Here is a 26,290-nt window from a genome sequence, read left to right on the forward strand (position 1 = left end):
CCGATCATGTTCCGCGTTCTGAACCTCGTCTCGATCCTGGCGCTGCTGGCCGCCGCCGGGGCTGTGTACAACGTCAAATACGCCGCCACCTCCGAAGCGCAGCGCATCGCCAAGCTGCGCTCGGAGATCCGGCAGGAGCGCGACCGCATCGCCATGCTCAACGCCGAATGGGCCCGGCGCACCGCGCCCGACCGGGTGCAGGCGCTGGCGGAGCGGCATCTCGACATGCAGCCGCTGGGCGTCGACAGCATGGACACCCTCGCCAACCTGCCGGCGAAGCCCGCGGCCAATGACGACGTGCTCGGCGGGATGATCGAGGCGCTGGTCGACGGGCCGATGACCACCTCGTCGCTGCCGCGCGACAAGGCGCCGGCGAGGGCGACACCCGGCGCCGCCCCGGCCGCGGCGGCGCCGCGGCCCGCGCCGTCGGCGATGGCGCCGCCCGCCCCGCGCCGGGAGGCGCCGGTCGCCATCGCCAATCCGCTGCCGCCCGCGGCGGTGCCGGCCGCGCCGCCCGCCCCGCGCGGACCGCTGCCGCTCTACGCCATGCCGCCCGCCGGGGTGATGGGCGGGGCGCCCGCCGTTCCGGGCGCCGCCGTGCCCCAGGGGCGGGCGCTGATGACCGCGCCGGTGACCTCGACCGCGCCGATGCTGCCGCCGGGAGCGGTCGGACAATGATCCTGCGGAGATTTTCGATGAAGCTGCCCTCGCCCAAGGCGCTCGCCGGAGCGCTCCTCGCCCGCCTCAAGGCCGCGCCCGGGGTGCTCTGGCGCGCCTTTCTCGGCGTGCTGCGCAGCGCCGCAGGGCGCGGGCGGCCGGACCCGACCGTGGTGGCGCGCGCACGCATCCTGCTCGCCATCCTCGTCTTCGCCGGCGTCTATTCGGTGATCGCCGGCCGCCTCGCCATGCTGGCCTCGGCCTCCGACCTGCCGGGCTACCGCCGCAACCTCAATGCCGACGCGGTCGCCGCCGCGCGGCCCGACATCCTCGACCGCAACGGGCTGATCCTCGCCACCGACGTGAAAACCGCCTCGCTCTATGGCGAGCCCAAGCGCCTCATCGACGTCGACGAGGCGGTGGAGGCGCTGACCGCGGTGATGCCGGACGTCAATGGCGAGGAGCTGCGCAACCGCCTCTCCTCCAAGCGCGGCTTCGCCTGGCTGAAGCGCGAGATCACCCCGCAGCAGCAGCAGGAGATCCACCGGCTCGGCCTGCCGGGCATCGGCTTCTTTTCCGAGAACCGGCGCGTCTATCCCGGCGCGACGCTGGGCGCGCATGTGCTCGGCTCGGTGAACATCGACAATGAAGGCATCTCCGGCCTCGAGAAGTGGATCGATTCGCGCGGCCTGTCGGAACTCCACCTCGCGGGCTTCGCCACCGACCGCGAGCAGGAGCCGGTCAACCTCTCGATCGACCTGCGCGTGCAGCACGTGATGCGCGACGAACTGGTCGCCGCGAAGGAGCGCTTCAAGGCCATCGCCGCCGCCGGCACCATCGTCGACGTCAAGACCGGCGAGATCGTCGCCATGGTCTCGCTGCCCGATTTCGACGCCAACGATCCGGGCAAGGCGCTCGACCCGAAGAACCTCAACCGCCTCACCACCGGCGTGTTCGAGATGGGCTCGACCTTCAAGGCGCTGACCTTCGCCATGGCCTTCGACGCCGGCAAGATCAACGTCACCACGCCGATCGACGCGCGCGGGGCGCTGCATTTCGGCCGCTTCAAGATCGGCGACTACCACGCCCAGAACCGGGTGCTGTCGGCGGCCGAGGTGTTCACCTATTCCTCCAACATCGGCACCGCCAAGATGGCGCTGATGTGCGGGGTGGACGCGCACAAGGCGTTCCTGAAGAAGATGGGCCAGCTCGACCGGCTGCGCACCGAGCTGCCCGAAAGCGCCGCGCCGATCGTGCCGCGCCGCTGGGGCGAGCTGAACACCGCCACCATCGCCTTCGGCCACGGCCTCGCGGTGGCGCCGCTGCAGGCGGTGATGGCGGTCAACGCGCTGGTCAATGGCGGCTACCTGATCCCGCCGACCTTCATGAAGCGCACGCCCGAGCAGGTCGCCGAGCTGTCCCAGCGGGTGATCAGGCCCGAGACCAGCGCCAAGATGCGCTACCTGCTGCGCCTGAACGCCGAGAAGGGCTCGGCCACCAAGATGAACGAGCTGGCGGCCGGCTATTACGCCGGCGGCAAGACCGGCACGGCCGAGAAGGTGATCGGCGGGCGCTATTCCAAGACCAAGCTGCTGACCACCTTCACCGGCGTGTTCCCGATGGACGACCCGCGTTACCTGGTCCTCGTCATCCTCGACGAGCCGCAGGCCGCGCCGGGGACCTATGGATTCGCCACCGCCGGCTGGAACTCGGGGCCCACCACCGGCAAGATCATCGCCCGCATCGCGCCCCTCCTCGGCATCATGCCGCGCAAGGACGTGCCGCCGGTCGAGAGCCTGCTCAACAACTACAAGCTCGCGCAGAACCCCTGAGGCCGGCGCGTCCGGCCGGGTCTCGCCCGGGCAAGCGCGAATCTGCTATTGCCTAGCCGGGTTCTGATTCGGCTACCCCAGCGTGTGGCGCGGCGGAACCGGTGGAGCCGCGCTCGCCGCACGTGGGGATGGCAGATGAAGCCGACGCTGAGGCGGGTCCGAACCGGGGTGCTCCCTCACCGCGCCGCTGCGGCGCCCGCTCGCGGAGCCTGCCGCCATGACTGATCCCCGCTCCAGCCTGCGCGACCTCGTCGGCGCGGATGCCGACTATGCCGAGGCCGATCCCGCCCTCGCGGTCGGCCTGCCGGTGCTCGACAGCCGCAAGGCCAACCCCGGCGACGTGTTCTTCGCCCTCCACGGCACGAGGGCCGACGGCGCCCGCTACGCCGCCGACGCGGTGGCGCGCGGGGCGGTGGCGGTGGTCGGCGAGGGCGGGCGGCCGGAGGGGCTCGACCCGGCCGTCGCCTTCGTGCGCGTCGGCAATGCCCGGCGCGCTGTGGCGCTGGCGGCGGCGCGGGCCTTTCCGCGCCAGCCGGCGATCATCACCGCCGTCACCGGCACCTCCGGCAAGACCTCGGTCGCCGCCTTCACGCGGCAGATCTGGGCGCGGCAGGGGCACAAGGCGGCCAGCCTCGGCACGCTCGGCGTGGTGGCGCCCTCCGGCGCGGTCTATGGCTCGCTGACCACGCCCGACCCGATCGAACTGCACCGCACGCTCGACCAGCTCGCCGGGGAGGGGGTCGACCATCTCTGTCTGGAAGCCTCCTCGCACGGGCTCGACCAGCACCGGCTCGACGGCGTGCGGCTCGCGGCGGGTGGCTTCACCAATCTCTCGCGCGACCATCTCGACTACCACCCGACCATGGAGGCCTATCTCGAGGCCAAGCTGCGGCTGTTCGCCCACCTGCTGCCGAAGGGGTCGGGCGCGGCGGTGTGGATCGACACCGAGGAGGGCGGCAAGGTCGCCGACTGCGCCGCCGATCACGGGCTCGACGTGCTCGGCATCGGCACGAACGGCGCCGGCATTGCGCTGATCGAGCGGGAGGATTCGGGTCTCGGCCAGCGCCTCGTGGTCGAGGCGGCCAATGTCCGCCACGAGCTGCACCTGCCGCTGGTGGGCGCCTTCCAGGCCGCGAACGCGCTCGTGGCGGCCGGTCTCGCCATGCTGACCGGCACGCGGGCGGACGTCGCGCTCTCGGCGCTGCCCCACCTCGAAGGCGTGCCGGGCCGGCTGGAGCTGGTCGGCACCCGCGCCGGGGCGGGCATCTTCGTCGACTACGCCCACAAGCCGGACGCGCTGGCCAATGCGCTCGCCGCGCTGCGGCCCTATGCGAAGGGCCGGCTGATCGTGGTGTTCGGCTGCGGCGGCGACCGCGACCGCGGCAAGCGCCCGGTGATGGGCGCGATCGCGACCGCGGGCGCCGACATCGTCATCGTCACCGACGACAATCCGCGCAGCGAGGCGCCCGCCGCGATCCGCGCCGAGATCCTCGCCAGCGCCCCCGGCGCGCACGAGATCGGCGACCGTGCCGAGGCGATCGGCGCCGGCATCGCCCAGCTCAAACCGGGGGATGTCCTGCTGATCGCCGGCAAGGGTCACGAAACCGGCCAAATCATCGGCGACCGGACATTGCCGTTCTCCGATCGCGACAGCGTGATCGGGTGGCTGGGGGGAACTTCACATGGCTGATGCGAGCGCGCCCGCGCCGCTGTGGACGCCGGGCGAACTGGCCGACGCCACCGGCGGCACGATCACGGGACTGCCTTCCGCCGGGCTGACCGGCGTCTCGATCGACAGCCGCACCATCGCGCCCGACGAGGTGTTCTTCGCCATCAAGGGCGAGCGCGTCGACGGGCACGACTATGTCGCGGCGGCGCTGGAGCGGGGGGCGGGGCTCGCCGTCGTCGCCCGCGAGCGGCTGCTGGAAATGCCCGAGGCGGCGCCGCTGCTGACCGTCGACGACGTGCTCGGCGCGCTGGAGGAGGCCGGCCGCGCCGCCCGCGCCCGCTCATCCGCGACGATCGTCGCGGTCACCGGCTCGGTCGGCAAGACCACCACCAAGGAGGCGCTGCGCCTCGCGCTGGGCGCCGATGGCGAGACCCACGCCTCCGCCGCCTCCTTCAACAACCATTGGGGCGTGCCGCTCTCGCTCGCGCGCCTGCCGGTCTCGGCCCGCTACGGCGTGTTCGAGCTCGGCATGAACCATGCCGGCGAGATCACCCGGCTGGTCGATTTCGTGCGCCCGCACATCGCCATCATCACCGCCATCGAGGCGGCGCATTTCGCCGAGTTCGCCAGCCTCGCGGAAATCGCCGACGCCAAGGCGGAGATCTTCACCGGCGTCACGCCGGGCGGGGCGGCGGTGCTGAACGCCGACAACGCGCAGTTCGCGCGCCTCGCGGCTGCGGCCCGCGCCGCCGGCATCGCCACCATCGTCGGCTTCGGCGAGGCCGCCGACGCGCAGGTGCGCCTCGTCGAGGTCGATCTCGGGCCGGACGGCGCGATCGCCACCGCCGACGTGCTGGGCGAGGCGGTGCGCTTCACCACCCGTCTGCCCGGCCGCCACATCGTGCAGAACGCGCTCGCCGTGCTGGCGGCGGCGAAGCTCGCCGGCGCCGATCTCGGCCGGGCGGCAGAGGCTCTCGGTCACCTCGGCGCGCCGCCCGGGCGCGGCGTGCGGGTGCGGCTGGTGATCAATGGCGGCGAGGCGCTGCTGATCGACGAGAGCTACAACGCCAATCCCGCCTCGATGCGCGCGGCGCTGGCCGTGCTGGGCGGCGCCCGAGTCGAGGGGCGCGGCCGGCGCCTCGCGGTGCTCGGCGACATGCTGGAACTCGGCGCCACCGCAGCCGAGCTGCACCGCGACCTCGCCGGGCCGGTGACGGCGCAGGCCGATCTCGTCTTCTGCGCCGGGCCGCTGATGCGCGAATTGTGGGAGGCGCTGCCGGACGAGCGCCGCGGGAGCTGGGCGCCGGATGCGGCCGCGCTGCTGCCGGCGGTGGCGGGCGCGCTGCGCGCCGGCGACGCGGTGATGGTGAAGGGCTCCAACGGCAGCCGCATGGGCCCGCTCGCCCGGGCGCTCGCCGAGCAGTTCCCCGCGCGGGACGCCGCGGCGCGGGGCTAGAGCACGCGCCGGCCGGCGTGCGGCGCACGTCGATCGATCCGGCGTTATCGATCAATTTGTCAGAGGGCGATTTGCCGATCGGATCGGTTCAGGCCGATCGGATCGCGCTCCAGGGGCCGGGGTTCCGGCGGACGATCAGGGGCGGGTGCCCGCGGAAGGTTAGACGACATGCTGCAATGGCTGGCCGAATTCCATCAGGGCGTGCCCGCGCTCAACGTGTTCCGCTACATCACCTTCCGCACCGGCGGCGCGATCATCACGGCGCTGCTGTTCGTGTTCATGTTCGGCCCCTCGATCATCGCCACGCTGCGGCTGAAGCAGGGCAAGGGGCAGCCGATCCGCACCGACGGGCCGCAGTCCCACCTCATCACCAAGCGCGGCACGCCGACCATGGGCGGGCTGATGATCTTCTCCGGGCTGATGGCGGCGACCCTGCTCTGGGCGAACCTCTCCAACCCCTATGTCTGGGTGGTGCTGTGCGTCACCATCGGCTTCGGGCTGATCGGCTTCTATGACGACTACCTGAAGGTCACCAAGCAGACCCATGCCGGCCTCTCGGGCAAGACGCGGCTCGCCATCGAGTTCGTCATCGCCGGCACCGCGGCGGTGGTGATCATGCATGTCGGCCGGGTGCCGCTCTCCTCCTCACTGGCCTTCCCGCTGTTCAAGGATCTTCTGATCGACCTCGGCTGGTTCTTCGTCGCCTTCGGCGCGCTGGTCATCGTCGCCGCCGGCAATGCGGTGAACCTCACCGACGGGCTCGACGGGCTCGCCATCGTGCCGGTGATGGTGGCCGCCGCCTCGTTCGGGCTGATCGCCTATCTGTCGGGCAACGTGCTGTTCGCCGACTATCTGCAGATCCACTATGTCGCCGGCGTCGGCGAGCTGGCGGTGATCTGTGGCGCGCTGCTCGGCGCGGGCATCGGCTTCCTGTGGTTCAACGCCCCGCCGGCGCAGGTGTTCATGGGCGACACCGGCTCGCTGGCGCTGGGCGGGCTGCTCGGCACCATCGCGGTGGCCACCAAGCACGAGATCGTCCTGATCATCATCGGCGGCCTGTTCGTGCTGGAGGCGGTGTCGGTGATCGTGCAGGTCGCCTCGTTCAAGCTCACCGGCAAGCGCGTCTTCAAGATGGCGCCGATCCACCACCATTTCGAGCAGAAGGGCTGGACCGAGCCGCAGATCGTCATCCGCTTCTGGATCATCGCCGTGGTGCTGGCGCTGATCGGGCTGTCGACGCTGAAGCTGAGGTGAGGGCGGGGCGGCGGGGCGCCACGGGCTGACGCTTGAAGCGCAGTCGATACCGTTCTCCCTCATCCCCGGGCTTGACCCGGGGACCCACTTGGGCGTGCTGTGCCAGCTAAAGCTGGGTGCCCGGGTCAAGCCCGGGCATGAGGGACAGAGGTGGAGCCAACCGGCCCCTCACCCCAGCCCCCCAGCACCTTCTTCACATTGTTCGCGTGCACCTCCTCATGGGCGCGAAACAGGCGATGCAGCGCGCCTCCCCCTACAGGCAGCCGCATTGGTAGTTCTTGGCCGCGACCTCCTTGCCGCCATAGGGGATGTAACAGGCATTGCTCCAGCTCGGCCGGAGGTTGTAGCCCGGCCGGTAGCCGTTGTAGTTCGCCGAGCAGATGTAGAACGGGTCCTTGGTCTCGCGCCCGCCCGGCGCGTGGAATCCCGACTGCACCGGCTGCATGCCGAGGGCACGGCAGGCTACATCGCAGGACTGGCCGTTGCCCGGCTGCCATGTCAGATCGGCGGCAAGGGCGGAGGCGGTGCCGCCGAGCAGGGCGGCGAGGCTGAGCAAGGCGAGGCGGGCGTTTCCCATCGTTCTGTTCCGTAAGGTTGCGCTGAGAGCGATCGACGGTGTCTCGGTGCCGTCGGCGAGGTGATAGCGCGTTCGCTTCCGCCGTCCAACCATCCCGGGATTGCGGCGACTCACACCCCCAGCATCTTCTTCACATTGTTCGCGTGCACCTCCTCATAGGGCGCGAAATAGACGATGCCGGGCACAGTGAAGACCTCGGGCGCGAAATGGCGCAGATCGAGGCTGGCCAGCGCGGGGTCGTCCTTCAGCCGCAGCAGCTTCTCGACATAGAGGATCGTCGCCTCGATCAGGCCGGGGCCGTAGCCGCCCTCGTTGATCATCTCCTCGGAACCGTGGTTCGGCAGGATGCGCGTCATCCCCCAGCCGGCCATGCGCTTGAGCTCGGCGAGGTGGACGGCGAGGCGCCCGGGCTCGGCGACATAGGTGATCGGCTCCTCCAGCGTGTCGCCGGCGAAGAGCAGGCGCTGATCGGGCAGCACCAGCGTCAGCCCGTCGATGCTGTGGATGTCGGCGGGGCGGGCCTCGACCTTCAGCCGCCCCACGGTGAAGCTCTTCGCCCCCTCGAAGGTGTGGGTCGGCAGAATGAGCGGGCGGATCGGCGGATCGCCGTTCTCCAGTTCCTCGCGGTGCGCGCGCAGCAGGGAGTCGGTGAGGGCGAGGGCGTGGATCTCGCCATCGGCGAACACTTCGTTGCCGGCGACATGGTCGTCGTGCCAGTGGCTCAGCACCACGGTGAAGCGGCGGGCGCCGTCCTCCTCCAGCGTGCGGCGGATGTGGCGGGCGTGGGCGAGCGAGATGTTGGTGTCGTAGACGAGCGCCTCGCCGCCGTCGGCGATGGCGTAGGAGGCGCAGCCGAGCGCATAGGCGCCGTCGTCGAGCCAGTTCGGCGCCGCCGACCAGGCCCGCACGCCCGGCACCCGGCCGTCATAGAAGGCGTAGACGTTCGGGTGCGGGCGCAGCACGCGCAGGGTGGAGCCGAGTTCGATCATGCCGTCCGTTTCCTTCATCGCGCCGCGCGCCGTTGCCGGGCGGTACAGTAGAACAGGTTGCGCGCCGCCGGCGCGGCCGATTTCCCGACGCGCGAAAATAGGCTAGCCAAGGGGCGCCGGCGACAGCCGCTCCCGCCCGTGCCCGATCGGAACCCGACCATGATCCCCGTCACCACGTTCAAGGACCGCCGCGTCGCGCTGTTCGGCCTCGGCGGCTCCGGCCGCGCCACCGCCCGCGCGCTGATCGCCGGGGGCGCCGACGTGGTGGCGTGGGACGATTCGACCGCCTCGGTGGAGACGGCCGCCGCCGAGGGCATCCCGACCGGCGACCTGCGCGCGCTGGAATGGGGGGCGGTGTCGGCGCTCATCCTCGCCCCCGGCGTGCCGCTGACCCATCCCGCGCCGCACTGGAGCGTCGGCCTCGCCCGCAATGCCGGGGTCGAGGTGATCGGCGACATCGAACTGTTCTGCCGCGAGCGCCGCGCGCACGCGCCCCGCGCGCATTTCGCCGCCATCACCGGCACCAACGGCAAGTCGACCACCACGGCGCTGCTCGCCCACATCCTGAAGGTGGGCGGGCGCGACGTGCAGATCGGCGGTAATTTCGGCCCCGCCATCCTCGGCCTCGCGCCGCCGGCGCGCGGGCGGGTGCATGTGATCGAGTGCTCCTCCTACCAGATCGACCTCGCCCCGACGCTCGACCCCTCGGTCGGCATCCTGCTCAACGTGACGCCGGACCATCTCGACCGGCACGGCACGCTCGAACACTACGCCGCCGTGAAGGAGCGCCTCATCGCCGGCGTCGAGCCGGGCGGCACGGCGGTGGTCGGGGTCGACGACGATCTCAGCGCTGCCATCGCCGATCGGGCCGAGCGCGCCGGCACGAATGTCGTGCGCATCTCGGTGCGCCGGCCGCTCGCCGACGGCATTTACTTCGAGAACGGCCGCCTGATCGTGGCCGAGGGCGGCGCCACCCGCTTCACCCTGCCGCTGGCCGGCATCGGCTCGTTGCACGGGGCGCATAACGGCCAGAACGCCGCCGCCGCTTTCGCGGCCGCCCGCGCGCTCGGTCTCGCGCCGGAGGTGATCGCCACCGCGATGAAGAGCTTCCCCGGCCTCGCCCACCGCATGGAGCCGGTGCGGCGGATCGGCGACGTGCTGTTCGTCAACGATTCCAAGGCGACCAATGCGGATGCCGCGGAGCGCGCGCTGTCCTCGTTCGAGGAGGTGTTCTGGATCGCCGGCGGCAAGCCGAAGGAGGGCGGCATCGCCCCGCTCGCCCCCTATTTCCCGCGCATCCGCAAGGCCTATCTGATCGGCGTCGCCGCGCCGGACTTCGCTGCGACGCTGGGCGGGGCGGTGCCGCACGAGATCTCCGGCGATCTCGCCACGGCGGTCGCCGCCGCCGCACGCGATGCCGCCGCCTCGGGGCTCAAGCACCCGGTGGTGCTGCTCTCCCCCGCCTGCGCCAGCTTCGACCAGTTCCCCAATTTCGAGGTGCGCGGCGACCGGTTCCGGGAACTGGTGAAGGGGCTGCCCGCCGCGGCGGAGTAAGGTCACCGCGCCGTCCGGGCGAACGGCCTGCCTTTTACCCCTAGGCGGCTTCGCCGTCATGGCCGGGCTTGTCCCGGTCCTCCACGTCTTCCGTGATGATATCGCCGGGCGGAAAGGCGTGGATCGCCGGGACGAGCCCGGGGATGATGTTGGCGTGGTGCGAGGCGGCGGCGGCGTGGGCCTCCGGGATAAGCCCGGATGACGCGGCGGTGCGACGTTTCCTGTCAGGCCCGCGCCGACGCGGCGTATCTGCCATCCCGATGAGCGGCGCTGCCAAGATGACGTAACGTCATTTACTTCCCTAACGTCATCATTCCAAACCCATTTACTTCTCCGTCTTTCCCATTGACCAAGTTGAAATGCCCTGAAAACATGCATGCCTCTCCGTGCGGCAGGCGCGGGGAGGCGACATCACAAACGGGCGGTTCGACGCGGGGGCGATGCGCTGTCCCGCGCACGAGGCCGCGAATTCAGGGGATAGCGGCACATGTCGAACCAGCCGACCGGCGGCGTCACCTATACGAGCGTGGACGTCGCCTATTTCGAGGCGCGCGGGCTCAAGCGTTACGCCGGCGTCGCCTCGCTCTGGGCGCTCGGGGTGGGCGCGGTCATCTCCGGCCATTTCTCGGGCTGGAATCTCGGCCTCTCCACCGGCGGCTGGGGCGGCCTGTTCATCGCGGCGATCATCATCGCCATCATGTATCTGGGCCTCACCCTCTCCATCGCCGAGATGAGCGCGGCGCTGCCGCACACCGGCGCGGCCTATTCCTTCGCCCGCACCGCCATGGGCCCGTGGGGCGGCTTCATCACCGGCCTGTGCGAGAACGTCGAATATGTCGTCACCCCGGCGGTGGTGGTGTTCTTCATCGGCTCGTATCTCGGCTCGATCTTCGGCACGCCGCCGGAGTTCACGCCCGTCTACTGGGTGTTCGGCTATGTGGTGTTCGTCGGGCTGAACGTCGTCGGGGTCGAGCTCTCCTTCAAGGTGACGTTGGTGGTGACGTTGCTGGCGCTGGCCTGCCTCGTCGCCTTCTGGGTGTCGGCGATCCCGAATGTCGATTTCCACCGCTGGGCGCTGAACATCGCGGCCGACGGCACCGAGCTGCCCGCGGGCGGCGGGCCGTTCCTGCCCTTCGGCATCTATGGCGTGCTGGCCTCGCTGCCCTTCGCGGTGTGGCTGTTCCTCGCCATCGAGCAGCTGCCGCTGGCGGCGGAGGAATCGATCGATCCCAAGCGCGACCTGCCGCGCGGCATCATCCTCGGCATCTGCACGCTGATCGTCTCGGCCTTCATGATCCTGTGGCTGAACTCGTCCGTCGCCAACGGCGCCTTCGCGCTCGGCAAGTCCGGCGAGCCGCTGCTCGACGGCTTCCGCGCCATCTATGGGGACGGGCTCGCCAAGGTGCTGGCGCTGGTGGCGGTGATCGGGCTGATCGCGTCCTTCCACACCATCATCTATGCGCAGGGCCGGCAGATCTATTCGCTCTCCCGCGCCGGCTACTTCCCGCGCTGGATGTCGGTCACCCATGGCACCCGCAAGACGCCGCATGTCGCCATGTTCGTGGGCGCGATGGTGGCGCTCGCCATCATGCTCGCCATCTGGTTCGCGGTGGGGGCGGAGCAGGGGGCGCTGGTGATCGGCGGCACGCTGCTCAACATGGCGGTGTTCGGGGCGATGCTCTCCTATGTGATGCAGGCGCTGTCCTACATCCTGCTGAAGAGGAACGCCCCGCATATCGAGCGGCCCTACAGGAGCCCGTTCGGCGTGGTGGGGGCGGGCGCGACGGTGGTGATCGCCATCGTGACGCTGTTCTTCCAGCTCTCCGACCCGGTCTACCGCGCCGGCGTCATCGGCGTGGTGATCTGGTTCGCCGTGGGGGTCGCCTATTTCGCGGTGATCGGCCGGCACAAGCTGGTGCTCTCGCCGGAGGAGGAGTTCGCGCTCTCCAAGGGGCAGGCGGAATACCGCACGCATTGAGGGCTGCCGGCCGGGAGGCGCCTCCCGGCCGCGCGCCCTGTCGCCCGGTCCCGGTTTCGCCCGCGCCCTCCGTCATCCCGGACGCGCCGGAGGCGCGATCCGGGACCGCGTGACGGAGGGGGCGCCCATCGCGGCGGACGATGCCGGTCCGGCGCGGCGCTCCGGCCGGCATGACCCGCGCGCGGGAAGGCAGGATGGACGACGCCGTGCGCGCCGCCGTTCGGTCGCGTGAGGTTTCTGGATACCGTGACAGGATCCGGTTGCGAGCCGTCGCACCCATCGTACCGATCGCACCGACCATCCACCTCACCGCACTGACTGGTCACTCCTGTTTGCGGTCCTCAGATACCTGTGACGGGCGAATTCGACGAATCGCATTAAGGCCCCGTCAACCCTAATGGTCCGATAGTGCCGGCTCTGTTGGCCGGAGCCCTGAATCCATGATCTCGCGTGCCGAACGCACCGTCGTCGGTGAATGGTGGTGGACCGTCGACCGTCTGCTGCTGGGCGCGATCGGCGCCCTGATGGTCATCGGCATCGTCCTCGCTCTGGCGGCAAGTCCTTCCATCGCCGCGCGAATCGGGATTCCGGACCCGTTCCACTTCGTCAACCGGCAGGTCACCTTCCTGATCCCGGCGATCATCGTGCTGGTCGCGACCTCCTTCCTGTCGCCGCGGCAGATCCGGCGGGTGTCGCTGGTGCTGTTCATCGTCTTCCTCGCGCTGCTCTACGCCACGCTGGTGTTCGGCGCCGAGGTGAAGGGCTCGCGCCGCTGGCTGACGCTGGCGGGGATCACCATCCAGCCCTCCGAATTCCTGAAGCCGACCTTCGTCATCATCGCCGCCTGGCTGTTCTCGGAGAGCGTCCGGCGGCCGGAGATGCCGGCCCAGCTGCTCGCCTTCGGGCTGATCGGCGTGGTTGCTACACCCTTGGTATTGCAGCCGGATTTCGGTCAGACCATGCTGGTGTCGCTGGTCTGGAGCGGGCTGTTCTTCCTCGCCGGGCTGCGCATCGTATGGGTGATCAGCCTGTTCGGCATCGGCTCGTTCGGCATGGTGGTCGCCTATCTGACGGTGTCGCACGTGTCGAAACGCATCGACCGATTCCTCAACCCGGAATCGGGCGACACCTACCAGATCGACCTCGCCATCGATTCGTTCCTCAATGGCGGCTGGCTGGGGCAGGGGCCGGGCGAGGGCACGGTGAAGCGGGTCCTGCCGGACGGGCACACCGACTTCATCTTCGCGGTGGCGGCGGAGGAGTTCGGCGCGGTGCTGTGCCTGATGCTGGTCGGCCTGTTCGCCTTCATCGTGCTGCGCGCCCTCACCCACGCGATGAAAGACGAGGATCCCTTCGTGCGCTTCGCGGTGTCGGGCCTTGCCATTCTGTTCGGCCTGCAGTCCTGCATCAACATGATGGTCAACCTGCACCTGATGCCCGCCAAGGGCATGACGCTGCCCTTCGTGTCCTATGGCGGCTCCTCGCTGCTGTCGCTCGCCTATGGCATGGGGATGCTCGTCGCGCTCACCCGTCGCCGGCCGCGCAGCGCGACGCTGGCGGAGCTCGAGCGGCTGGGCACCCGGCTCGGCGCCAAGCCGGCATAACCGACTGGTCTTCATGGATAAAAGCGAAAAGACCCTCGTCCTGCTGGCCGCCGGCGGCACCGGCGGCCACCTGTTTCCCGCCGAGGCGCTGGCCGGCGTGCTGACGGCGCGCGGCGTTGTCGTCGACCTCGCCACCGATGCCCGCGCCGCCCGTTATGCCGGGCATTTCCCGGCCCGCGAGCTGCACGTGCTGCCGGCCGAGACCGTGCGCGGGCGCTCGCCGGTGGCGCTCGCCCGCACCGGGCTGACGCTCGCGACCGGCATCCTCAAGGGCTACCGCATGATGCGCCGGTTGAAGCCCGCCGTCGTGGTCGGCTTCGGCGGCTATCCCACCGTGCCGCCGATCCTCGCCGGCGTGCTGGCCGGCCGGCCGACGCTGATCCACGAGGCGAACGGGGTGATGGGGCGGGCCAACGCCATGCTGGCGCCACGCGTCACCGCCATCGCCACCGGCTATCCCGACATACTCGCCGCCACGCCCGCACTCGCCGCCAAGGCGCATCATACCGGCAATCCGGTGCGTCCCGCCGTGCGCGAGGCGGCCGCCATTCCCTTCGTTCCGCCCGTGCCCGGGGGCACGCTCGAGCTGCTGATCTTCGGCGGCAGCCAGGGCGCGCGGGTGATGAGCGAGGTGGTGCCGGCGGCGCTGGAGCGGCTCGATCCCATGCTTCGCGCGCGGCTGCGCCTCGTCCAGCAGAGCCGGCCGGAGGATATCGAGTCCGTGCGCGAGACCTATGCGCGGCTCGGTGTTACCGCCGAATTGGCGCCGTTTTTCAATGACCTGCCGGCCCGCATGGCCCGTTCCCAGCTGGTGATCGGCCGTTCTGGCGCCTCGACGGTGGCCGAGCTCAGCGTGATCGGCCGGCCCTCGATCCTGGTGCCGCTGCCGCATGCGCTCGACCAGGACCAGCTCGCCAATGCGAGTGCGCTGGCGGCGTCGGGTGGTGCGCTGCTGGTCGAGCAATCCATCTTCACGCCTGAACGCCTCGCCGCCGAACTCGTCCGCTTCGCCGCCGATCCGGCGCGGCTCACCGCCATGGCCGCCGCCGCGCGGGGCATGGGCCGGGCGGACGCGGCGGAGCGGCTCGCCGACCTCGTCCTGTCGCTCGCCGGGGCGGGTCGGTAATGGGCCGGGGTGACGCCGCGCGCGGCCTCGGCTAAAGCTCCGGGCCGATCAAGGAACCGAAACGATGAAGCTCCCGCTTTCCCTCGGACCCATCCATTTCGTCGGCATCGGCGGCATCGGCATGAGCGGCATCGCCGAGGTGCTGCACAATCTCGGCTACACGGTGCAAGGCTCCGACGTTGCCGAGAGTGCCAATGTGAAGCGCCTGGCCGAGAAAGGCATCAAGGTCTTCATCGGCCACGCCGCCGAGAACATCGAGGGCGCCGCGGTGCTGGTCGTCTCCTCGGCGATCCGGCGCGACAATCCCGAACTCGTCGCCGCGCGGGCCCGGCGCCTCCCGGTGGTGCGGCGGGCCGAGATGCTCGCCGAGCTGATGCGGCTGAAAAGCTGCGTCTCCATCGCCGGCACGCACGGCAAGACCACGACCACCTCGCTGGTGGCGACGCTGATCGATGCCGGCGGCTTCGACCCCACCGTGATCAATGGCGGCATCATCAACGCCTATGGCACCAACGCGCATCTGGGCGGCGGCAACTGGATGGTGGTGGAGGCGGACGAGAGCGACGGCACCTTCCTCAAGCTGCCGACCGAAGTCGCCATCGTCACCAATATCGATCCCGAGCATCTCGATCATTTCGGCACGTTCGACGCGGTGAAGGAGGCCTTCCGGGCCTTCGTCGAGAACGTTCCGTTCTACGGCTTCGCGGTGATGTGCACCGATCATCCGGTAGTGCAGGCGCTGGTGGGGCGGGTCGAAGACCGCCGCGTCATCACCTATGGCGCCAACCCGCAGGCGGATGCCCGCCTGGTCGATGTCGATCTGCGCGGCGGCAGGAGCCGCTTCGGCGTGCTGTTCCGCGATCGGGACGGCAATGTGGTGCACGAGCTGCGCGACCTCACCCTGCCCATGCCCGGGCTCCACAACGCGCTGAACGCCACCGCGGCGGTGGCGGTGGCGCATGAGCTCGGCGTGCCGGACGAGGCTATCCGCACCGCGCTCGCCAGCTTCGGCGGCGTCAAGCGGCGCTTCACCCGCACCGGCGAATGGAACGGCGTCGCCATCTACGACGATTACGGCCATCACCCGGTGGAGATCGCGGCGGTGCTCCGCGCGGCGCGGGCCTCCACCGAGGGGCAGGTGATCGCGGTGGTGCAGCCGCACCGCTACACGCGCCTGCAGTCGCTGTTCGACCCGTTCTCGACCTGCTTCAACGATGCCGACCATGTCATCGTGGCGGAGGTCTATGCGGCGGGCGAGCCGCCGATCGAGGGTATCGATCGCGACCATCTGGTGGATGCCCTCCGCGCCCGTGGCCACCGCTCGGTGACGGCGCTGCCGGGCCCGGACGCGCTGGCGGGTATCGTGCGGGAACTGGCGAAGCCCGGTGACTATGTCGTGTGCCTCGGTGCCGGCAATATCACGCAATGGGCCTACAACCTGCCGAAGGACCTCGAAGGGTGAGCTTTCCGGACATCACCGGCGATCTCGGCGCCCGCATGCCGGAGCTGCGCGGCCGGCTCGTGGCCAACCAGCCGCTCGCCGATCTCGTCTGGTTCCGCGTCGGCGGGCCGGCGCAGGCGCTGTTCACGCCCGCGGACGAGGCCGATCTTAGCTATTTCCTGTCTCATCTGCCGGTGGATGTGCCGGTGACGGTGATTGGTCTCGGCTCGAATCTCATCGTGCGCGACGGGGGCGTGCCGGGCGTGGTGATCCGGCTCGGGCGCGGTTTCTCAGGGGTCGCGGTGGAGGAGGGGCATCGCCTGCGGGTCGGGACGGCGGTGCCGGATGTGCGCCTCGCCAAGGCGGCGGCGGATGCCGGCATCGACGGGCTGGCCTTCTATCGCGGCATACCGGGGGGCATTGGCGGGGCGCTGAAGATGAACGCCGGGGCACATAATGGCGAGACGCGCGATGGCCTCGTCGAGGCGCGCGCCGTCGACCGTGCGGGAAATGTCCATGTGCTGACGAATGCCGATTTCGGCTTCAGCTACCGGCATTCCTCGGTGCCGGCCGATCTGATCTTCACCCAGGCGCTGTTCCAGGGCCGGCCCGGTGATCCGGTGGCGATCCTCGCCGAAATGGACCGCATCACTGCCGCACGCGAGGCTTCCCAGCCGATTCGCGAGAAGACCGGCGGCTCCACCTTCAAGAACCCGCCCGGGCAGAAGGCCTGGCAGCTGATCGACGCTGCCGGTTGCCGGGGCCTCACGCTCGGCGGGGCGCAAGTCTCGCCGATGCACTGCAACTTCCTCGTCAACACCGGCGGTGCCAGCGCGGCCGATGTCGAGGCGCTGGGCGAGGACGTGCGCCGCCGCGTGAAGGCGCATTCCGGCGTCGAGCTGGAGTGGGAGATCAAGCGCATCGGCGTCGCCGCCTAGCGCTAAATGCCGTGATGGAGAGCGCCATGGGCAAGCATGTCGCGGTGCTGATGGGGGGCTGGTCGTCGGAGCGCGAGGTGTCGCTGCGCTCGGGTGCGGCCTGCGCCAAGGCGCTGGAGAGCGTTGGCTACCGGGTGACGCGGGTCGACGTCGGCCGGGACATCGCGGAAGTGCTGGCCCGGCTCCGCCCCGATGTCGCATTCAACGTCCTGCACGGGCGTCCCGGCGAGGACGGGATGATGCAGAGCGTGCTGGAGATCCTGCAGATCCCCTACACCCATTCGGGCGTGCTGGCCTCGGCGCTGGCGATGGACAAGGCGCAGGCCAAGATCGTCCTCGCCGCCGCCGGCGTGCCGGTCGCGGAGGGGCGAATCATTTCGCGATTCGAGGCGGCCCGCGCGCACGCCCTGCCGCGGCCCTATGTGCTGAAGCCCAATGACGGGGGATCCTCGGTCGGTGTCTTCATCGTGACCGAGCAGCATGCCCATCCGCCGCAGGAGTTAACGCGGTCCGACTGGGACTTGGGCGAGAACCTGCTGGCGGAACGTTTCGTGCCGGGGCTGGAACTCACCTGCGCGGTGATGGGCGATGAGGCGCTCGGCGTGATCGAGATCGAATCCGACGTAAGCTTTTATAATTACGAGGCAAAATACGCCCCGGGCGGGTCTCGCCACATTCTTCCTGCTAAACTTTTACCTAATATTTACCAAAAGGTACGGATGCTCTCCCTTACGGCGCACCGCGCGCTCGGCTGCCGGGGGGTGAGCAGGGCTGATTTCCGATTCGACGACCGTTCCGGGGATGAAACCGGGCTCGTCTGTCTGGAAGTCAACACGCAACCCGGCATGACCGAGACGTCGCTCGTGCCCGAACTGGCGGCCCATGCGGGCTATTCGTTCGGCGAGCTTGTGAAATGGATGGTAGAGGACGCTTCGCTCGACCGCTGACGCCCCGGCAGAGTCCGGTCGGCGCCCGGCTGGGTGTGTCCCGAGTAGCCGCCCGGCGATCCGCCGACGGTCCCGCGCCGGTGGAGCCGGAAACCCGGGCTACCGATCGGCTGATGATCGGCGCCAGGCGGCTGATGGTTGGCCTCTGCTCCTCGCGCCTCGCCAATGGCGGCGGCGTCTGGCTGCTCGCTGCCTTCTACGCCGCGACCGCGGCCTACGGCATCCAGCGCGGCGGTCATGTCGAGAGCGTCATCGAGACCGGCCGCGACGTCGTCGACGCCGCCGCCAACGTCGCCGGATTCCGCATCCAGGTGGTGAACCTGTCGGGCCAGTCGCATGTCTCGCCGAACGAGATTCTCGCGACCGCCGGCGTGAAGCCGACCTCCTCGCTGCCCTTCCTCGATGCGGAAGGCGCACGCACCCGGCTGGAACAGCTCGCCTGGATCAAGCAGGCAACGGTGCAGAAGCTCTATCCCGACCGGCTGGACATCCTGGTGGTCGAGCGCGAGGGCTTCGCGCTCTGGCAGAAGGGCGGCAAGATCAACGTGATCGCCCGCGACGGCACGGTCATCGCGCCCTATTCCGACGATCCGCGCTTCGTCCGCCTGCCGATCGTGGTCGGCGATGGCGCCGAGAAGCATGTGGTCGAGGTCGTCGAGGCGCTCGATCGGGTGCCGGGCGTCCGCGACCAGGTGCGCGCCGCGATCCGTGTCGCCGACCGGCGCTGGACGCTGAAAATGCGCAACGGCATCGACGTCCGTCTGCCCGAGCAGGATATCGACGGCGCGCTGGCCGCGCTGGCCGTGCTCGACCGCGACAAGCAGCTGCTGACCCGGGATGTGACCGTCATCGATCTGCGCCTGTCCGATCGGGTGTCGGTCCGGCTCTCCGAAGCGGCCTACAACGACCGTCAGGACGCGCTCAAGGCGAAGTCCAAGGCGAAGAAGGGGGGCAACACGTGAGACCCCGCGCCCCCTTCGAGATCGCCCCCAAGATGCGCCCGCTGCCGCCGCGCCGGACCATGGTGGTCGGCGTGCTGGACGTCGGCACCTCCAAGATCGTCTGCCTGATCGCCAAACTGAAGCCGCGCGACGGCGGTGACGTGCTGCGCCGGCGCAGCCATTCGGTCGAGATCCTCGGCATCGGCCATACCCGCGCCCACGGCATGAAGGCCGGCGCCGTCGTGGACATGGAGCGGGCCGAGAACGCCATCCGCCATGCCGTCGACGCGGCCGAGCGCATGGCCGGCGTGCAGATCGCCTCCGTGATCGTCTCGATCGCCGGTGGCCGGCTTTCCTCCGAGCACTTCGCCGCCGAGGTGACGCTGCCCGAGCCGGCGGTCGCCGAGGGCGACATCCGGCGGGTGCTCGACGCCGCCTCGACCTTCGCGGTCGGCGACGGCCGGGCGGTGCTGCATGCGCTTCCCGTTGGCTATGCCCTCGACGGCGCCACCAGCATCAGCGATCCGCGCGGCATGCTGGGCCACCGGCTCGGCGTCGACCTTCACGTCGTGACGGCCGGCACCGCCACCGTGCGCAACCTGCTGCTGTGCATCGAGCGCTGCCATCTCGGCGTCGAGGCGATGGTGGCGGCGCCCTATGCGGCAGCGCTCTCCACGCTCGCGGACGACGAAGCGGAACTCGGGGTGACGCTGGTGGACTTTGGCGCCGGCACGACCACGGTTTCGGTCGTCTCGCACGGCCATTGCGTCTATGTCGACGGCATCGCGCTGGGTGGCCAGCACATCACCAACGATGTCGCTCGCGGCCTCTCCACCCGCGTGGCGGATGCCGAGCGGCTCAAGACGCTGCACGGCGGCGTGACGGCGATCGGCTCGGACGATCGCGAAATGCTGACCGTGCCGTCGATCGGCGATGACGAGCGCGACCTCCCGCAGGCCGTTCCGAAATCGCGCCTGCTGCAGATCATCCGCCCGCGGATCGAGGAGACGGTGGAACTCGTGCGTGAGCGCCTGGTCGCCTCCGGCCATGCCGGCGGAGCGGGGCAGCGCATCGTGCTCACCGGCGGCGCGGCGCAACTCACCGGTCTGCCGGAGATCGTCGGCCGCATCCTCGGGCCGCAGGTCCGGATCGGCCGTCCGCTCGGCATATCGCGTCTGCCGGAGGCGGCGCGTGGGGCCACCTTCGCGGTGGCGGCGGGCCTCCTCGTCTATCCGCAGGTCGCGGGCTTCGAGCATTTCGAGGCGAGGCGCCGACGCGCCCCCAATGCTCCGGCCGACGGCTACTTCTCGCGCGTCGGGCACTGGCTTCGGGAGGCCTTCTGACGTGATCGCCACTCCAATCCGCGCCGGCGGAACCGGCTCTACAGGGATCGTGACGGGGCTGGGACCCGCCGGCGTAAAGGGACGATAGACATGACCATCAATCTGCAAATGCCCGACATTCGTGAACTGCGTCCCCGCATCACCGTTTTCGGCGTGGGTGGCGCCGGCAGCAACGCCGTCAACAACATGATCACCGCCGGCCTGTCGGGCGTCGACTTCGTCGTCGCCAACACCGACGCGCAGGCGCTGACCCTGTCCAAGGCCGAACGCATCGTCCAGATGGGCGTCGCGGTCACCGAAGGGCTGGGCGCGGGCTCGCAGCCGGAAGTCGGCCGCGCCGCGGCGGAAGAGGCGCTCGACGAGATCCGGGATCACCTGGCCGGCGCGCACATGGTGTTCATCACCGCCGGCATGGGCGGCGGCACCGGCACTGGTGCGGCTCCCGTCATCGCCCGCGCAGCCCGCGAACTCGGCATCCTCACCGTCGGCGTCGTCACCAAGCCCTTCCACTTCGAGGGCCAGCGCCGCATGCGCATCGCCGAGATGGGCATCGGCGAGCTGCAGAAGGGTGTCGACACGCTCATCGTGATCCCGAACCAGAACCTGTTCCGGGTGGCCAACGAGAAGACCACCTTCGCCGACGCCTTCGCGATGGCCGACCAGGTGCTCTACTCGGGCGTCGCCTGCATCACCGACCTGATGGTCAAGGAAGGCCTGATCAACCTCGACTTCGCCGACGTCCGCGCCGTGATGCGCGAGATGGGCAAGGCGATGATGGGCACGGGCGAAGCCTCCGGCGAGAAGCGCGCCCTGCACGCCGCCGAGGCGGCGATCGCCAACCCGCTGCTGGATGAAGTGTCCATGCGCGGCGCCCGCGGCCTGCTGATCTCGATCACCGGCGGCAAGGATCTCACCCTGTTCGAGGTGGACGAGGCGGCGACCCGTATCCGCGAGGAAGTCGATCCGGACGCCAATATCATCCTCGGCGCCACCTTCGACCAGACGCTCGACGGCCTGATCCGTGTCTCCGTGGTCGCCACCGGCATCGATCCGGCTGTGATTCCCGAGCAGATCCCGCACGGTTTGTCGAACCTCGCGGATCTCGGCGGGCGTCGTGTCTCGAACGCCGGCCGCGCCGCGGTGGAAGCCCGCCGTGATGCGGCGCTGCGTTCGGTCGCCTCGGCGCTGGCGGACGAGGCGAGCTATGGCGAGCCGGCCTTCGCGACCCCCTCGCAGGGCGAGCATGTCTACGCCTCCGACCACGCCGAGCCGGTTTATGCCGCGCCGAGCTATGCCCAGGCCCAGCCGGCAGCCGCGATCGACGACGTCACCATCCGGCAGGTCACGCCGAAGCCTGCGCCGTATCTGACGCCGGCCGAGCCGACCGCCCATGCCGGCTATGAGGACGAGGTGATCGAGCCGTTCATCCCGCCGCAGGCCGAGCGCCCGGTGAACCGCGCGCCCCGCATGCCCCGCGTCGACGAACTGCCGGTGCCGGCGCAGAACGAGATCCGCGCCGCTCGCGGCGAGGCTCCCGATCACGCCCATCATCCGCACCACGCCGAGAAGAAGCGGATGACCCTGCTGCAGCGTCTCGCCAATGTCGGCCTCGGCCGTCGCGAGGAAGACGAGGAGCAGGAGCCGCCGGCGGAGATGCGTCCGATGGTCCGCCGCGCGCCGCAGCCGGCCGCTCCCGAGTCGCGCCCGCTCGCCGAGCGTCGTCCGGATGCTTCCGGTGACTACGCCAAGCGCGCGCCGGCCGGTCGCCCGCTGGACGCGCATGGCCGCCCGGTGGCGAGCCGCCCGAGCGAGGAGGAGCACCTCGACATTCCGGCCTTTCTGCGGCGCCAGGGATGATCACGGGACGCTGAAACATGGCGTAACAAAGACGCCTGCCGCACTGCACGCCCGGGGCATCGCTCCGGGCGCAAGCCGTTGAAGAGCCTGAGAAATAGTCTGTGACACGATGTGCTGCAGGACGGTAACATACGGTAAGCAAGCGTGATTTGGCACGCGGGAATCCGGTCGGTATCGTTCAGACAATAACAACGGGTCGCGATTGATTCGGCAGCACAAGCTGAACAGGGCGTCCCGACTGTGGTGGTTTTGGGGAAGTTTGGGGGAGAGATGAAGGAGCCGCAGATGCGGCAGGCCTTCGCTCTTTTTGGGTTGGGGATGAATGCTGTAAGGCAGACCACGATTGCCAACCGCATCGATCTGGCGGGCATCGGTGTTCACTCCGGCAAGGCTGCCCGGCTCAGCATTTCGCCGGCGAAGGCCGACCAGGGCATCGTCTTCCACCGTTCCGATTCCGGCCAGCGCGTGCGTGCCTCCCGCAACTCGGTGCGGGCCGGAGATCTCGCCACGGTGCTGGGCGATGACCGTGGCCCGGCGGTGTCGACCGTCGAGCACCTGCTGGCCACCTTCGCCGGCCTCGGCGTCGACAATGCCCGGGTCGATCTGGATGGCCCGGAAGTTCCGATCTTCGACGGCAGCGCCGACATTTTTGTGGCCGCGCTCGACAACGCCGGTATCGTCGAGACGGGTCGCAATCGCCGTTTCCTCCGTGTGCTGAAGACCGTGCGCGTCGAGACCGCCAACGGCTATGGCGAGCTTTCGCCCTATGATGCGGGTTTCCGCATCGAGATTGATATCGATTTCGACCACTCGCTGATCGGTCGCCAGCGTTATGCGGCGACGCTTTCGCCGGATGTCTTCCGTCGCGAACTGTCGCGGGCCCGCACCTTCGGCTTCGTGGGTGACGTGGAGCGCCTGTGGAAGGCCGGCTACGCGCTCGGCGCCTCGCTCGACAACACGATCTGCCTGGACCAGGACAGCGTCATGAACGCCGATGGTCTGCGCTACGCCGACGAATTCGTGCGCCACAAGGCGCTGGACGCGGTGGGCGATCTCGCGCTCGGCGGCATGCCGCTGATGGCGCGCTACCGCTCGTACCGGGGCGGGCACAAGCTCAACTTTGCAGTCGTCGACGCCCTGCTGGCGGATCGCTCCGCCTATGAGATCGTCGAGGCGCGCGCTCCGGCCCGCCGCCCCGTTCGCGGCAACATCGAGCTCGGTCTCGCCATTGCGCTGCCGGCCTACGCGCCGGAGCTTTGATCCGCTGGCGCTTGCCCCCGTCGAGGCAAAGGCTCTCTCCGCGATGGCGCGGCGGGAGCCTTCTTCGTTTCGGAGGCGGTCGCTGGTCGAATGCCGATATGTCGCTGTGGGCGCGAATATGCGTTGGATGTAACCAGTCGACGCCGCGTAGGCTTCAGTCGCCTTATTCCGGACGGAAAGCGTCTTTAGCCGCTTGTCTGGGGCAATTGGCCGGCATCGATGCGCTGGCCGTGCGGTGTGATGTGCGGGGAGCGTACTTGTCGATGACTCGCAATGGCGGCCCGAGGGCCCGTGGACTTATCCGGGCGGTTGGCCCGCGCACGCTGCGCATGGCGGGGCTGCTGGTGGCCGGGCTGTGGCTGGCGGGCTGTGCCGCCAAGGAGGACAATCTGGTCATCCCGGATGTTCCCGCCGAGACCCTCTACAATGAGGGCTTGACCCTCATGAAACGCGACGACTATGCGGGCGCCGCGGAACGCTTCGAGGACGTCGATCGCCAGCAGCCCTATTCGGACTGGGCGCGCAAGGCGCTGCTCATGATCGCCTATGTGAACTACGAACAGGGCAAATACGACGAGACCATCGCCGCCGCCCGCCGTTACATCTCGCTGCATCCAGGCACGCAGGACGCGGCCTATGCCCAGTATCTGATGGCGGCCTCCTATTACGACCAGATCCCCGACATCTCCCGCGACCAGGCCCGCACGCAGCGCGCCATCGACGCGTTGGAAGACGTGATACGCAAGTATCCTGATACGGAATATGCCGCCAGCGCCAAGAAGAAGATCGAGGTTGCGCGCGACCAGCTGGCCGGCAAGGAGATGATGATCGGCCGCTACTATCTCGACCAGCGCAACTACACCGGCGCGATCAATCGTTTCAAGGTGGTGGTGACGAAGTACCAGACGACCCGCCATGCCGAGGAGGCGCTCTACCGCCTTACCGAAGCCTATATGGCGCTGGGTATCGTCAACGAGGCGCAGACTTCCGCGGCCGTGCTCGGCTACAATTATCCTGATAGTTCGTGGTACAAGGACGCCTATCGTCTGGTTCAGTCGAAGGGCCTCGAGCCCGTCGAAAATCAGGGCTCCTGGATCAGCAAGGCATTCAAGAAGATCGGCCTCGGCTGATAGAAGGGTCCGGGCGTCCCGTCCGTCGCGGATTCGTTCTGGAGCGTTCATCGATGCTGGCGGCCTTGTCGATCCGGGACATCGTCCTCATCGAACGGCTTGATCTCGCCTTCAGGGCCGGCTTGACGGTGCTCACCGGCGAGACCGGTGCGGGCAAGTCGATCCTCCTGGACGCCTTCACCCTGGCGCTGGGCGGGCGTGGTGATGGCTCGCTGGTGCGGCAGGGCGCTGGCTTCGGACAGGTGACGGCCGAGTTCGATCTTGCGCTCGACCATCCGGCTCGGATCGCTCTCACGGATGCGGGCATCGAGGACGACGGCGCGCTGGTGCTGCGCCGCATCCAGCATCCCGACGGGCGCACGCGGGCTTTCGTGAACGACCAGCCGGTCAGCGCGCAGATGCTGCGCACGCTGGGCCGGGGGCTGGTCGAGATCCATGGCCAGCACGACGACCGCGCGCTGGTCGATCCCGCCACCCATCGCTCGCTGCTCGACGCCTTCGGTGGCCTAGCTGGTCGCGCGGAGGCGGTCGCCGCGCTGTGGCGGACCTACCGCTCAGCGGCGGCGGAAGCGGAGGCCGAGCGTGCCCGGCTCGATCAGGCGGCGAAGGATGCGGACTTTACCCGCCATGCCCTGGACGAGTTGACCACTCTTTCGCCCGAGGCCGGGGAGGAGACGCTGCTCGCCGACCGGCGCGCCCAGATGATGCGGTTCGAGAAGATCGCCGCCGATCTGGTCGATGCGCAGGAGGCCGTCGGTGGCGCCGCCTCGCCGGTTCCGGCGCTGGCGGCGGCGGTGCGCCGGCTGGAACGTCGCGCGGGCGAGGCGGAGGCGCTCATCCGGCCGGCGGTGCAGGCGCTCGATCAGGCGCTTGATTGCCTCGACCAGGCCCATCAGCATCTCGACGCGGCGCTGCGCGCCGCCGATTTCGACCCGCAGGAACTGGAGCGAACCGAGGCGCGGCTGTTTGCGTTGCGGGCGGCGGCGCGAAAATATGCGGTTGCGGTGGATGACCTTCCGGCGCTTGCGGGGCGGTTCGCGGCGGCGCTGGAGGCCCTCGACCAGGGTGCAGCGACGCTGAGGCGGCTCGACGCCCGTGCCGAGGAGGCGGCGAGCGCCTATCGCCAGGCGGCGATCGAGCTGTCGGATCTGCGCCGGAGCGCCGCCGGAGAACTCGACGTTGCCGTCGGCGAGGAACTCGCGCCGCTCAAGCTGGAGCGCGCGCAGTTCGTCACCGAGATCGAGACGGATCTTGCGGGCGGCGGCGCGGACGGGTTCGATCGCGTGGAGTTCTGGGTGCGCACCAATCCCGGCACCCGGCCTGGGCCAATGATGAAGGTGGCCTCGGGCGGCGAGCTGGCACGTTTCCTTCTGGCGCTGAAGGTGGTGCTGGCCGATCGCGGTTCGGCCCCGACGCTGGTGTTCGACGAGATCGATACGGGCGTCGGCGGGGCTGTGGCCGATGCCATCGGCGCGCGACTGGGCCGGCTCGGCGACCGGGTGCAGGTGATCGCAGTCACTCATGCCCCGCAGGTGGCGGCACGCGCCAGCAACCATTTCCGTATCGCCAAGGAGGCCAATGCGAGCCTCGACGCGGTCACGACCCGGGTGGCGCCTCTTGCCCCGGACCATCGCCGCGAGGAAATCGCGCGCATGCTCTCGGGCGCCGAGGTGACGAGCGAGGCGCGCGCGGCCGCGGAACGGCTGCTGAAGAGCGCGGAATCGGGGAGATAGTCGT

21 protein-coding genes are annotated in these 26,290 nt (G+C 69.5%); 18 read left to right on the forward strand and 3 right to left on the reverse strand.

Annotated features, from left to right (window positions below):
- The first annotated feature begins 6 nt into the window (after nt 1-6).
- The 5 genes from ftsL to mraY all read left to right on the forward strand — a co-directional run bounded on the left by ftsL (nt 7) and on the right by mraY (nt 6,868).
- A complete protein-coding gene (gene ftsL, locus ACEUEL_RS01910) occupies nt 7-678 on the forward strand; it encodes a cell division protein FtsL (RefSeq protein ID WP_405701587.1) in 672 nt (223 codons plus the stop codon).
- Between the two features lie 17 nt (nt 679-695).
- Nucleotides 696-2,489: a peptidoglycan D,D-transpeptidase FtsI family protein gene (locus ACEUEL_RS01915; RefSeq protein WP_405701590.1), complete on the forward strand. Its 1,794-nt coding sequence runs from the start codon at nt 696-698 to the stop codon at nt 2,487-2,489.
- A 217-nt stretch (nt 2,490-2,706) separates the two neighbouring features.
- Nucleotides 2,707-4,179 (forward strand): UDP-N-acetylmuramoyl-L-alanyl-D-glutamate--2,6-diaminopimelate ligase, encoded by a 1,473-nt coding sequence (locus ACEUEL_RS01920; protein ID WP_405701592.1) that lies wholly within the window; start codon nt 2,707-2,709, stop codon nt 4,177-4,179.
- A complete protein-coding gene (locus ACEUEL_RS01925; protein WP_405701595.1) occupies nt 4,172-5,614 on the forward strand; it encodes a UDP-N-acetylmuramoylalanyl-D-glutamyl-2,6-diaminopimelate--D-alanyl-D-alanine ligase in 1,443 nt (480 codons plus the stop codon). Before ACEUEL_RS01920 ends, ACEUEL_RS01925 begins: the two co-directional genes overlap by 8 nt.
- A gap of 168 nt (nt 5,615-5,782) precedes the next feature.
- Nucleotides 5,783-6,868 carry a phospho-N-acetylmuramoyl-pentapeptide-transferase gene (gene mraY / locus ACEUEL_RS01930; RefSeq protein WP_405701597.1) on the forward strand — a complete coding sequence of 362 codons (1,086 nt, stop codon included), beginning with the start codon at nt 5,783-5,785 and terminating at the stop codon, nt 6,866-6,868.
- A gap of 253 nt (nt 6,869-7,121) precedes the next feature.
- Here mraY and ACEUEL_RS01935 read toward each other — a convergent pair whose 3' ends face one another.
- Both ACEUEL_RS01935 and ACEUEL_RS01940 read right to left on the reverse strand, forming a co-directional pair.
- Nucleotides 7,122-7,445, reverse strand: coding sequence for a hypothetical protein (locus ACEUEL_RS01935; RefSeq protein WP_405701599.1), 324 nt, complete (start codon nt 7,443-7,445; stop codon nt 7,122-7,124).
- A 110-nt stretch (nt 7,446-7,555) separates the two neighbouring features.
- Nucleotides 7,556-8,434, reverse strand: coding sequence for an MBL fold metallo-hydrolase (locus ACEUEL_RS01940; RefSeq protein ID WP_405701601.1), 879 nt, complete (start codon nt 8,432-8,434; stop codon nt 7,556-7,558).
- Nucleotides 8,435-8,593: 159 nt separating this feature from the next.
- Here ACEUEL_RS01940 and murD point away from each other — a divergent pair, with 159 nt between their 5' ends.
- The gene (murD, locus tag ACEUEL_RS01945; protein ID WP_405701604.1) at nt 8,594-9,988 is read left to right on the forward strand and encodes a UDP-N-acetylmuramoyl-L-alanine--D-glutamate ligase; all 1,395 of its coding nucleotides are present in this window, start codon (nt 8,594-8,596) and stop codon (nt 9,986-9,988) included.
- A 40-nt stretch (nt 9,989-10,028) separates the two neighbouring features.
- Here murD and ACEUEL_RS01950 read toward each other — a convergent pair whose 3' ends face one another.
- Entirely contained in the window at nt 10,029-10,265 is a 237-nt protein-coding gene (locus tag ACEUEL_RS01950) for a hypothetical protein (protein ID WP_405701607.1), read from the reverse strand.
- Nucleotides 10,266-10,475: 210 nt separating this feature from the next.
- Here ACEUEL_RS01950 and ACEUEL_RS01955 point away from each other — a divergent pair, with 210 nt between their 5' ends.
- From ACEUEL_RS01955 to recN, 12 genes are all read left to right on the forward strand, one after another.
- Entirely contained in the window at nt 10,476-11,966 is a 1,491-nt protein-coding gene (locus tag ACEUEL_RS01955) for an amino acid permease (RefSeq protein WP_405701610.1), read from the forward strand.
- Between the two features lie 440 nt (nt 11,967-12,406).
- Nucleotides 12,407-13,570, forward strand: coding sequence for an FtsW/RodA/SpoVE family cell cycle protein (locus tag ACEUEL_RS01960; protein WP_405701613.1), 1,164 nt, complete (start codon nt 12,407-12,409; stop codon nt 13,568-13,570).
- 13 nt (nt 13,571-13,583) lie between these two features.
- A complete protein-coding gene (gene murG, locus ACEUEL_RS01965; RefSeq protein ID WP_405701615.1) occupies nt 13,584-14,696 on the forward strand; it encodes an undecaprenyldiphospho-muramoylpentapeptide beta-N-acetylglucosaminyltransferase in 1,113 nt (370 codons plus the stop codon).
- 64 nt (nt 14,697-14,760) lie between these two features.
- Nucleotides 14,761-16,158, forward strand: coding sequence for a UDP-N-acetylmuramate--L-alanine ligase (gene murC, locus ACEUEL_RS01970; RefSeq protein WP_405701618.1), 1,398 nt, complete (start codon nt 14,761-14,763; stop codon nt 16,156-16,158).
- On the forward strand, nt 16,155-17,075 hold the full coding sequence (gene murB / locus ACEUEL_RS01975) for a UDP-N-acetylmuramate dehydrogenase (RefSeq protein ID WP_405701620.1): 921 nt from the start codon (nt 16,155-16,157) through the stop codon (nt 17,073-17,075). The genes murC and murB overlap by 4 nt, the downstream gene beginning before the upstream one ends.
- 26 nt (nt 17,076-17,101) lie before the next feature.
- Nucleotides 17,102-18,022 (forward strand): D-alanine--D-alanine ligase, encoded by a 921-nt coding sequence (locus ACEUEL_RS01980; protein ID WP_405701622.1) that lies wholly within the window; start codon nt 17,102-17,104, stop codon nt 18,020-18,022.
- A 113-nt stretch (nt 18,023-18,135) separates the two neighbouring features.
- Nucleotides 18,136-18,984, forward strand: coding sequence for a cell division protein FtsQ/DivIB (locus ACEUEL_RS01985; RefSeq protein ID WP_405701624.1), 849 nt, complete (start codon nt 18,136-18,138; stop codon nt 18,982-18,984).
- 32 nt (nt 18,985-19,016) lie between these two features.
- Nucleotides 19,017-20,306, forward strand: a complete 1,290-nt coding sequence (gene ftsA, locus ACEUEL_RS01990; RefSeq protein ID WP_405706520.1) for a cell division protein FtsA — start codon at nt 19,017-19,019, stop codon at nt 20,304-20,306.
- Nucleotides 20,307-20,396: 90 nt separating this feature from the next.
- Nucleotides 20,397-22,163, forward strand: coding sequence for a cell division protein FtsZ (gene ftsZ / locus ACEUEL_RS01995; RefSeq protein ID WP_405701626.1), 1,767 nt, complete (start codon nt 20,397-20,399; stop codon nt 22,161-22,163).
- Between the two features lie 318 nt (nt 22,164-22,481).
- Nucleotides 22,482-23,423, forward strand: coding sequence for a UDP-3-O-acyl-N-acetylglucosamine deacetylase (gene lpxC, locus ACEUEL_RS02000; RefSeq protein ID WP_405706523.1), 942 nt, complete (start codon nt 22,482-22,484; stop codon nt 23,421-23,423).
- Nucleotides 23,424-23,686: 263 nt separating this feature from the next.
- A complete protein-coding gene (locus ACEUEL_RS02005; RefSeq protein WP_405706525.1) occupies nt 23,687-24,553 on the forward strand; it encodes an outer membrane protein assembly factor BamD in 867 nt (288 codons plus the stop codon).
- A gap of 53 nt (nt 24,554-24,606) precedes the next feature.
- On the forward strand, nt 24,607-26,286 hold the full coding sequence (gene recN, locus ACEUEL_RS02010) for a DNA repair protein RecN (RefSeq protein ID WP_405701629.1): 1,680 nt from the start codon (nt 24,607-24,609) through the stop codon (nt 26,284-26,286).
- Nucleotides 26,287-26,290 lie beyond the last annotated feature (4 nt).

Origin of the sequence: Ancylobacter terrae, from assembly GCF_045108345.1 — a bacterium.
Taxonomy (GTDB): domain Bacteria; phylum Pseudomonadota; class Alphaproteobacteria; order Rhizobiales; family Xanthobacteraceae; genus Ancylobacter.

Excerpts from the sequence above, each read along its gene's own strand:
- lpxC (WP_405706523.1), top strand. The coding sequence starts at position 22,482 with ATGAATGCTGTAAGGCAGACCACGATTGCCAACCGCATCGATCTGGCG.
- ACEUEL_RS01955 (WP_405701610.1), top strand. The coding sequence starts at position 10,476 with ATGTCGAACCAGCCGACCGGCGGCGTCACCTATACGAGCGTGGACGTC.
- murC (WP_405701618.1), top strand. The coding sequence starts at position 14,761 with ATGAAGCTCCCGCTTTCCCTCGGACCCATCCATTTCGTCGGCATCGGC.
- ACEUEL_RS01980 (WP_405701622.1), top strand. The coding sequence starts at position 17,102 with ATGGGCAAGCATGTCGCGGTGCTGATGGGGGGCTGGTCGTCGGAGCGC.
- ACEUEL_RS01915 (WP_405701590.1), top strand. The coding sequence starts at position 696 with ATGAAGCTGCCCTCGCCCAAGGCGCTCGCCGGAGCGCTCCTCGCCCGC.
- murD (WP_405701604.1), top strand. The coding sequence starts at position 8,594 with ATGATCCCCGTCACCACGTTCAAGGACCGCCGCGTCGCGCTGTTCGGC.
- ACEUEL_RS01985 (WP_405701624.1), top strand. The coding sequence starts at position 18,136 with ATGATCGGCGCCAGGCGGCTGATGGTTGGCCTCTGCTCCTCGCGCCTC.
- ACEUEL_RS02005 (WP_405706525.1), top strand. The coding sequence starts at position 23,687 with ATGACTCGCAATGGCGGCCCGAGGGCCCGTGGACTTATCCGGGCGGTT.
- murG (WP_405701615.1), top strand. The coding sequence starts at position 13,584 with ATGGATAAAAGCGAAAAGACCCTCGTCCTGCTGGCCGCCGGCGGCACC.
- mraY (WP_405701597.1), top strand. The coding sequence starts at position 5,783 with ATGCTGCAATGGCTGGCCGAATTCCATCAGGGCGTGCCCGCGCTCAAC.
- recN (WP_405701629.1), top strand. The coding sequence starts at position 24,607 with ATGCTGGCGGCCTTGTCGATCCGGGACATCGTCCTCATCGAACGGCTT.
- ACEUEL_RS01920 (WP_405701592.1), top strand. The coding sequence starts at position 2,707 with ATGACTGATCCCCGCTCCAGCCTGCGCGACCTCGTCGGCGCGGATGCC.
- ACEUEL_RS01925 (WP_405701595.1), top strand. The coding sequence starts at position 4,172 with ATGGCTGATGCGAGCGCGCCCGCGCCGCTGTGGACGCCGGGCGAACTG.
- ftsA (WP_405706520.1), top strand. The coding sequence starts at position 19,017 with ATGCGCCCGCTGCCGCCGCGCCGGACCATGGTGGTCGGCGTGCTGGAC.
- ftsZ (WP_405701626.1), top strand. The coding sequence starts at position 20,397 with ATGACCATCAATCTGCAAATGCCCGACATTCGTGAACTGCGTCCCCGC.
- ftsL (WP_405701587.1), top strand. The coding sequence starts at position 7 with ATGTTCCGCGTTCTGAACCTCGTCTCGATCCTGGCGCTGCTGGCCGCC.
- ACEUEL_RS01960 (WP_405701613.1), top strand. The coding sequence starts at position 12,407 with ATGATCTCGCGTGCCGAACGCACCGTCGTCGGTGAATGGTGGTGGACC.
- ACEUEL_RS01940 (WP_405701601.1), bottom strand. The coding sequence starts at position 8,434 with ATGATCGAACTCGGCTCCACCCTGCGCGTGCTGCGCCCGCACCCGAAC.
- ACEUEL_RS01935 (WP_405701599.1), bottom strand. The coding sequence starts at position 7,445 with ATGGGAAACGCCCGCCTCGCCTTGCTCAGCCTCGCCGCCCTGCTCGGC.